At 61.6% G+C, this 974-nt stretch carries 1 protein-coding gene; it reads left to right on the top strand.

Annotation, left to right across the window (positions count from 1 at the left end):
* Positions 1-74: 74 nt before the first annotated feature.
* Positions 75-974 (top strand): glycosyltransferase family 8 protein (locus ACYVEA_RS34545; protein WP_461117909.1); only part of this gene is annotated, 900 nt, incomplete at its 3' end.

Genomic DNA, 974 nt, shown 5'->3' with positions numbered 1-974 from the left:
CCGTCTAGTAAATCTTAGGTGACTTAGGGGGACAGCTAGAGTCTGGGATACAAAATACGACCACTTCTCTTGCCATGCCAACCCGCCAACACCTCCCCCTGGTCACCATCTGCGATGAGGCCTTTGCCCTCCTGCTGGCCGCCCTGCTCAAATCCATCGAAGTCAACCTCACCACCTCCGCCCACTTCGAGCTCTACCTGGTCGATGACCAGCTCCGACCCCCTACCCGCGCCAAACTCCGACAGGCCATCAACCCGGCCGTCTTCACCGTCCACTGGCTGAGCCTCCAGCAGGCCCTGCCCCCCAACATCGTCCTGCCCCGGGACCGCTCGGGCTTCCCCCTCAATGTGTTTGTGCGCTTGTTCATCCCCTACTTCATCCCCCCCCACCTTACCCGGGTGGTTTACCTGGATGTGGACATGATTGCTCAGCGGGACATCACCCCCCTGTGGACCCTGGAGCTGGGCCACCACCCCCTGGGGGCGGTGCTGGACCGGGCCGAAACGGTCAGCAGTTCCTGGGGGGGCTATGCTAACTATACGGCCCTGGGCCTGGCCCCGGAGACCAAAGTGTTCAACTCGGGTCTGCTGGTGATCGATCCCATCCGATGGCGTCAGGAGGGGCTCACCCAGCAGATCCTCCGCTGCATTGAGGAGCATGTTAACTATGCGGTGTTTCCTGACCAGTATGGGCTGAATGTGGTGCTGGCCAACCGGTGGCAGCCCCTGGACCGGCGCTGGAACTGCTATGCCCCTTCGGACGAGGCCCATCCGTATCTGATCCACTTCATTGGCACCAAGCCCATCTACACTTCGTACCGGTTCAACCAGGCCTATCAGGCGGAGTTTTACCGGTATCTGGGCCTGACGCCCTGGCAGGGTTATGTGGCCCAGGAGGGGTGGCAGCGGCTGGTGCTCAAGCAAAGCCACAAGCTACGGAAGCGGTGTTCTCGGCTGGTTCACCGGCTGATGGGG

The sequence above is a fragment of the Spirosoma jeollabukense genome, assembly GCF_054777855.1.
This window is presented reverse-complemented; position numbering and strand designations above follow the sequence as displayed.